Annotated in this window: 6 protein-coding genes and 1 rRNA gene; 1 reads left to right on the top strand and 6 read right to left on the bottom strand. The window is 34.9% G+C overall.

Annotated elements, in window-relative coordinates:
• Window positions 1-85 (top strand): 5S ribosomal RNA (gene rrf / locus H7350_RS08580); the annotation flags it as partial.
• 93 nt (window positions 86-178) lie between these two features.
• Here rrf and H7350_RS08575 read toward each other — a convergent pair.
• The 6 genes from H7350_RS08575 to H7350_RS08550 form a co-directional block, all read right to left on the bottom strand.
• A complete protein-coding gene (locus tag H7350_RS08575) occupies window positions 179-412 on the bottom strand; it encodes a DUF6095 family protein (RefSeq protein WP_204345481.1) in 234 nt (77 codons plus the stop codon).
• The gene (gene murQ, locus H7350_RS08570; RefSeq protein WP_204345480.1) at window positions 399-1,220 is read right to left on the bottom strand and encodes an N-acetylmuramic acid 6-phosphate etherase; all 822 of its coding nucleotides are present in this window, start codon (window positions 1,218-1,220) and stop codon (window positions 399-401) included. The genes H7350_RS08575 and murQ overlap by 14 nt, the downstream gene beginning before the upstream one ends.
• A gap of 133 nt (window positions 1,221-1,353) precedes the next feature.
• A complete protein-coding gene (locus H7350_RS08565) occupies window positions 1,354-2,166 on the bottom strand; it encodes a DUF4249 domain-containing protein (RefSeq protein WP_204345479.1) in 813 nt (270 codons plus the stop codon).
• Window positions 2,167-2,169: 3 nt separating this feature from the next.
• A complete protein-coding gene (locus tag H7350_RS08560; RefSeq protein ID WP_204345478.1) occupies window positions 2,170-4,545 on the bottom strand; it encodes a TonB-dependent receptor in 2,376 nt (791 codons plus the stop codon).
• 57 nt (window positions 4,546-4,602) lie between these two features.
• Complete coding sequence (locus H7350_RS08555) at window positions 4,603-5,538, bottom strand: threonine ammonia-lyase (protein ID WP_204345477.1); 936 nt, start codon at window positions 5,536-5,538, stop codon at window positions 4,603-4,605.
• 79 nt (window positions 5,539-5,617) lie between these two features.
• A complete protein-coding gene (locus H7350_RS08550; RefSeq protein WP_204345476.1) occupies window positions 5,618-7,837 on the bottom strand; it encodes an NADP-dependent isocitrate dehydrogenase in 2,220 nt (739 codons plus the stop codon).
• Window positions 7,838-7,966 lie beyond the last annotated feature (129 nt).

Genomic DNA, 7,966 nt, shown 5'->3' with positions numbered 1-7,966 from the left:
TCACCTCTTACCATTCCGAACAGAGAAGTTAAGCCCATTTGCGCCGATGGTACTGCATTTGTGGGAGAGTAGGTCGTCGCCTTTTTTGAAACCCTTATCATATATTTTTATGATAAGGGTTTTTTTTTGTTTATAGGTATTACTAAATAAATAAGTATGATGAAAACTTAACTGATGTTTAAGAGTTTTTAAACATGCTATCCATTATGGTTTTTAAGCCTTTAAACGCAAAGAATATAGCAAGCATAGAAGCAATGAAAGCTACTATTAAAATTGGAATGTACAGCGGTTTTTCTGAATTACTAAAACCTACATAAAATAACGTTGGGCCTAAAAACATTAAGACTAAGCTAATTCCCATCGTTTTTATTCCTTTTACTAATTGTTCTTTATTAGTTCTATTTGTTTCCATTGGTGTAGTGTTCTATGGCGGTTCTAACGTTTTTATATGTTTTGAGTAGACGTTCTGCTTCTTCACAACTGACATCTAATTCTTTGACTAACATTTTAATACCTCTATCAACCAATTTATCATTACTTAGTTGCATATCTACCATTTTATTTCCTTTTACTTTATTCAGTTTAATCATAGTAGAAGTTGAGATCATATTCAAAATTAGTTTTTGAGCAGTTCCTGCTTTCATTCGAGAACTTCCAGTTACAAATTCTGGTCCGACAATTACTTCAATTGGATATTTAGAAACTTGAGCTAGAGGACTATTTGCGTTACAGGTAATACAGCCTGTAGTAATCTGTTCTTTATTACATTGTTTTAAAGCACCAATAACATAAGGTGTTGTTCCTGATGCAGCTATACCAATCACAATATCATTTTTTGAAATACTATAATGTTGTAAATCTTTCCAGCCTTGTGATGTAGAATCTTCAGCAAATTCAACAGCTTTCCTAATAGCGCTATCACCTCCTGCAATTAAACCAACAACTAGGTCGTGAGAGACTCCGAAAGTTGGCGGACATTCAGAAGCATCTAAAATACCTAATCGTCCGCTGGTTCCAGCTCCAATATAAAAGAGTCGACCACCATTTTTTAATTTAGGAACAATTTGAGCTACCAGCGCTTCTATTTGAGGAATTGCTTTTTCTACAGCCAGAGGCACTGATTTATCCTCGTTGTTTATATGCGTTAGTAATTCATTAATAGTCATTTTTTCTAAATGATTATAGTTTGAATCCTGTTCCGTTGTTTTTGTGAAAGTCATAATGTAAAAATAGCTATTTTTTTCTTCTGCGTTAGTGGTAGTAGTGGCATCCTTTTTGTGTTTTTTACAAAAAGATAGAACGGATGACACGACGCATTAAAGTATTACTTTAATGGGTAACGCCCAAAATAATTTACTGTACAGTATATATAAGTTCGGCAACCTCTGATAACCTGAAGTAGCCAAGTGGAAAATTTTCGGCATTGGTTTCGTTGATACAATTTCCACGAACTGTTGCTGGTTGTGTTTCAAAAGGTCCGCCACCTTCTTCGGCATTTTGTTGTAATAAAATAAACATAAATTCGTAGAAGCGTTGAGACACGCCGTAATTTCGAATGGTCACGACATCACCACTTTCAAGTTCCTCTTCGGTGTAAAAGCCAAAAATTTGATTGCCATTGGTAAACTCGTCGTCATAGACTTCGAGGCTAGGAATTTCTGGAATATCACTGATAAATTCAAAGAAATAATAATTTTCTTCGTCGGCAGGATCGGTATAATATGCTTTTAATTCGGTTTCTTCACCAGTAAATCCACCATCATTATTTTGTTCAACATAATCTAAATCCACAACGGATTTAAGTGTTTCAGTTGCCGTATATGTTTCACCTTGATAGGTAATTTCTAGTTGATAAGTTTCATTTATTTGAGGGATAAACGAACTGTTTTTATAGATGCCAGAAGTACCTTCTTCAGTAAATTCAAAAACCGTTGCACTCGAATTAATAACACGTACTTGGGCTCCAGTTGCTGGTGGGACTTCAGTATCAAAATAAGGCGCAGATAATGTTAGTTTGATGTCTTGCTCATTTCCAGTAGTGTCTTTAAACCAATTGATAGATGCATCAATAACAAGTTTTGGTTCGGCAGAATTTAAATCAACGTCAATGACATCCTCACAAGAGACAAAGCACAAAACCAATAAAATAATGAGAGCGTTTTTCATGATTTAAAATTTAAAATTATAAGATACAGATGGAATAATTCCAAAAATTGCTAATCTGGTAGCTTCGTTTGCACCAGTCATTCGGTTTTCTCCAAATGAAATTGAGGCTGCATTACGTCTGTTATATAGGTTGTATATTCCGAAGACCCATTCGCCTTTCCAGCGTTTTGTAGATTCAGGATTTGGGTTATATGTAGCTGAAATATCTATTCTATGGTATGCAGGTAAGCGACTGGAATTTCTTGATTCGTAATTAGGAATTGTAATACCGTTGTATTCATATTGTCCGTTAGGAAATGTCGTAGGCTGACCCGTTTGAAAGAGAAAATTACTATTAAAAGTCCATTTGTCATTTAATTGATAGCTTCCTGTTAATGAAATATCATGGGTTTTATCAAAAGCTGTATTATACCATTCTCCATTATTAATTCCAGTTTCAGAAGGCGTTCTCCCTTCAGTTTGTTGTTCAGATTTTGAAAGTGTGTACGCCAGCCAGCCTTTAAATTTTCCTTCATTTTTTTTCAATAAGATTTCTAAACCGTAGGCTCGCGCTCGTCCGTTTAAAATCACCTGTTCAATAGCATTATTTGCAATTAAGTCAGCACCATCTGTATAATCGATTCTATTTTTAATGGTTTTATAAAAACTTTCAACTTCAAGGGAATACCTATTGTCTTTAAATGTTCTAAAATATCCAATAGCAACTTGATCTAACAATTGAGGTTTAACATATTTACCACTAGGTGTCCAGACATCTAAAGGTGTTGGAGAGGTTGTATTTGATAACAGGTGCAGGTATTGTGTCATACGGTTGTAACTCGCTTTGATAGAAGCGTTGTCATTAATTTGATAGGCAAGTGACAAACGAGGCTCAAGGTTAACAAATGATTTTATGACATCACTTCTTTCAAAACGTTCAGTGTCTATCGGTTCAGCTTTTTCATAGATTTGAAGTTCTTCATTAAATACCAGTGGATTATCATTTTCATAGATATTGAGCTCGTTTTGACCTAATCTCAAAAAGGAACTCAATCTCAAACCGTAAGATAAGGCTAGCGTATTTGAAATTTTATGCTCGGCATCAATATATACAGCATTTTCAAAAGCATATTTATCAGTAAGCTTAAATGGATTGATACCAGAAGTAGCTGATGAAGGTTTAATTTCACCAGGATTAAACTTGTAATAGATACTGTTTATTCCGTAGTCCAGTTTAAAATTAGTACTGATATAATGTTTTAAATCGTATTTAAAATTAAAATTTTGAATTCCAGAATCCCAGTCGAACTCTACAAAATTTAAATTTAAGCCATAATAGTAGTCTGAATATATCAATGACATATTTGAAAATAATTTGTCAGAAAACAAATGATTCCATCTAAAATTTACGACTGCATTTCCATAAGTATTTTCAAAACTATCAGAAATATTAAAGACATCTCTTCCAAAATAACCTGACAAATAGATGCTATTATTATCATTGAATCTGTAGCTCAACTTCGTGTTCAAATCATAGAAATAGGCAATATTGTCGATATCAAATAAGGGTAAAAAGAGATGCGCATAACTACTTCGTCCGCCAAACAGGAAAGAACCTTTACCTTTTTTGATGGGACCTTCAGCTAATAAACGACTGGAGACGATACCAATACCTCCATTCATATGAAACTCATTACTATTACCATCTTTTTGATAAATATCTAAAACAGAAGACACCCGACCACCATACTTAGCAGGAATACCACCTTTGTATAATTTAATATCTTTAATAGCATCGGGATTAAATACTGAAAAGAAGCCAAACAAGTGTGATGAGTTAAAAATGGTGGCTTCGTCAAGTAATATTAAATTTTGGTCGACAGCACCACCTCGAACATTAAATCCAGAGGAACCTTCACCAGCATTGGTAACACCAGGTAAAAGTGTTATGGATTTGATAACATCAACTTCGCCTAAAACAACAGGCATTTGTTTGATGGTATTAATAGATAAAGCATTAACACTCATTTGCGGTTTTTTGATGTTGAGCTTTTCTACATCTTGCTTGATAACAACTTCGTTTAAAGTTTCGGAACTTTCAGCTAATTTATAGTTTATGATGTTGTCTTCGGAAAAGGTAATCGTCTCAGTAATTGTAGTATAGCCTAAATAACTAATCTGGATTTTATACGCACCTTTAGGAAGTGAAATAGAGTAGAAGCCATATTCATTAGTGTTGGTTCCTGTTTGAAGTTCAGGAAATATGATATTTACCCCAATAAGTGTTTCGTTACTATTGGCATCAGTGATAGTTCCACTTAACGTGATGGTTTCTTGTGCGAATAGTACATTTACAATAACTAAAAGTAAGAGTGTGAGGCCTTTTTTTAATGATATCATGTCTCAAAAATAAGGAAGAATGTCCTCTTGTCTAAACAATCAAAAGTTAATTAAATATTAAAACGGTAAGTTGTTTACATCCACATTTCCACCAGAAATTATAACACCAATTTTTTTATTGCGCACCATTTTTTCATCTTTAATAACAGCGGCAAAAGCTACAGCACTTGAAGGTTCTATGATAAGTTTCATGCGTTCCCAAATGAAACGCATAGCTTCTATTATCTCAACTTCAGAAACTCTTGTGATTTGCTTAACATGTTTTTGAATGATTGGAAAGTTATGATGACCTAATTGCGTACGTAATCCATCAGCAATGGTATGAGCAGTTTGGTTGGTTTCAATGTTACCACTTAATAACGAACGATAAGCATCATCGGCCTCCATGGGTTCGCCTCCTACAACTTGGCAATTGTGACCATAATAGTGAGCCGCTAACGCCGAGCCTGCAATTAAACCACCACCTCCAACTGGGCAAAAAATTACATCTAAATCAGGCTGAGTTTTAAGTAATTCAATACATGCAGTACCTTGGCCCAGAATGACATCAGGATCATTTGAAGGGTGAATAAAAGTAGCACCAGTATCGTGTACAATCTGATTTGCAGTGGCTTCCCGATCTTCAATTGTTGGTGCGCATTCAACGATATGTCCGCCGTATTCTACTACAGCATCTTTTTTTACTATAGGAGAATTTGTAGGCATTACAATTGTGGCTTTAACGCCTAAACTTTTAGCAGCAAAAGATAATGCTTGCGCAAAATTTCCAGACGAATGCGTTACCACGCCTTTCGATTTTTGTTCTGAAGAAAGTTGCATGATGGCGTTTGTAGCGCCACGCATTTTATAAGCACCAGTTTTTTGAAAGTTTTCGCACTTAAAAAAAACAGTAGCATTGGTATACGTGTTGACAAGTCTTGAGGTTAAGACAGGTGTGTTGTGAATATAAGGGCTAATTCTATTGTAGCAATCTGAAAGCTGCGTTTTTGTCATAATGTAAATTTACGATATGTGACTAAAATAAAAAAGACCGCCTTTTACGGCAGTCTTTTTATATATAATTCTAAAACCCTTATCCTATTATTTTGTTTAAGGTTTCACTAGGTCGCATTGCTTTATCGGTTGCAGCTTCGTTAGGTTCATAGTAGCCTCCAATATCCATTGGTTGACCTTGAACGGTATTTAATTCTTCTACAATTTTAGCTTCATGAGCCTGTAAATCTCTAAATACAAGTGCAAATTCATTTTTCAAATCCTGATCTTTGGTTTGATTTGCCAAAGCTTCAGCCCAGAACAAAGCCAAGTAGAAATGGCTTCCTCTGTTATCTAATTCGTTTACTTTTCTAGAAGGCGATTTTCCATTAGTTAATAGCTTTTCGGTAGCATCATCTAAAGTTTCAGATAAAACGAGAGCTTTAGCGTTATTGTTTACTGTTCCAAAGTGTTCTAAGGATACAGCTAATGCTAAAAATTCACCTAAAGAATCCCAGCGTAAATGATTTTCCTGAGTAAACTGCTGTACGTGTTTTGGTGCTGATCCACCAGCTCCAGTTTCGAATAAACCACCACCATTCATCAATGGAACAATAGATAGCATTTTGGCACTGGTTCCTAATTCTAAAATAGGGAACAAATCAGTTAAGTAATCACGCAATACATTTCCAGTAACTGAGATAGTGTCTTTACCATCTTTAATACGTTCTAATGTAAATTCTGTTGCTTTGATAGGAGAAAGGATTCTTATATCCAATCCTGTTGTATCGTGATTTGGTAAGTAGGCATTTACTTTTTTAATTAGTTCAGCATCGTGAGCTCTATTTTTATCTAACCAGAACACTGCAGGTGTTTTAGAAGCCCTTGCTCTTGTAACGGCTAATTTTACCCAGTCCTGAATAGGCGCATCTTTTACCTGGCACATTCTCCATATATCACCAGTTTCTACATTGTGAGATGTAAGTACTAGTCCTGAAGCATCAATCACTTCGACTTTTCCATCTGATGGTATTTCAAAAGTTTTGTCATGAGAACCATATTCTTCAGCTTTTTGAGCCATTAAACCAACATTAGGTACAGTTCCCATTGTGGTTGGATCAAAGGCGCCGTGTTTTTTACAGAAATCTATAGTTGCTGTATAAATACCAGCATAGCTACTATCAGGAATCACAGCTTTGGTATCTTGTTGTTTACCATCAGCGTTCCACATTTGACCAGATGTACGAATCATCGCAGGCATTGATGCATCAATAATAACATCACTTGGAACATGTAAATTTGTAATACCTCTATCACTATTTACCATGGCTAAATCAGGACCATGATCCAAAGCAAATCGGATATCGTCTCGTATTTCGTCACGTTTATCTTCAGAGAGTTCACTTAATTTATCTAAAAGATTTCCAAAACCATTATTAACATCAACACCAATCTTTTCAAAGGTTTCACCATGTTTTTCAAATAAGTCTTTAAAAAACACGCGAACTGCATGTCCGAAAATAATAGGATCTGACACTTTCATCATGGTTGCTTTCATATGCAATGAAAACAAAACACTTTTATCTAAGGCATCTTCAACTTGTTCTTCTAAAAAGGCGAGTAATGCTTTTTTATTCATAACAGTAGCATCAATAATTTCGCCTTTTAATAAAGACAAACCATCTTTTAAAACGGTTGCATTACCAGAAGTATCAGTATGTATAATTTTTACAGAAGTCGCATCAGAAAGCGTCACAGATTTCTCATTATGTGCAAAATCACCATGCGTCATTGTAGCTACATGAGTTTTAGAATCTGGAGACCAGGCACCCATAGAATGCGGATTCATTTTAGCAAAATTCTTTACGGCCTTTGGAGCACGTCTATCAGAATTCCCTTCACGTAAAACAGGGTTTACAGCACTTCCTTTGATTTTGTCATATCGAGCTTTTATAGCCTTTTCGTCATCGTTAGCTGGTTCGTCAGGATAGTCAGGTAACTTATATCCTTGATTTTGAAGTTCAGAAATCGCCGCTTTTAATTGTGGGATGGATGCACTAATATTTGGAAGTTTGATAATATTTGCTTCCGGACTCTTGGCTAATTCACCTAGTTCAGATAAAGCATCTGGTACACGTTGAGACTCCGTTAAAAAATCTGGAAAATTTGCTAAAATTCGTCCAGCCAGAGAAATGTCTCTACTTTCAATATTGATGTTAGACGATTTCGTAAACGATTTAATAATTGGTAACAATGAATAGGTTGCTAATGCAGGAGCTTCATCTGTTTTCGTATAAATTATTGTAGGAGTCTTTGCCATAGAGTGTATAAAATTTTATGTATTGAAAATGCTTATTTTTTAAGCAGAGCAAATATACAAAAATAGAGTGGTTTTTTAAGGAGGTTAGATAGGGTTTTGAAGTAATATATATTATAGGGATATAAAAAA

The organism is Psychroserpens algicola (genome assembly GCF_014526325.1).
In the GTDB taxonomy this organism is placed as follows: Bacteria; Bacteroidota; Bacteroidia; order Flavobacteriales; family Flavobacteriaceae; genus Psychroserpens; species Psychroserpens algicola.
This window is presented reverse-complemented; position numbering and strand designations above follow the sequence as displayed.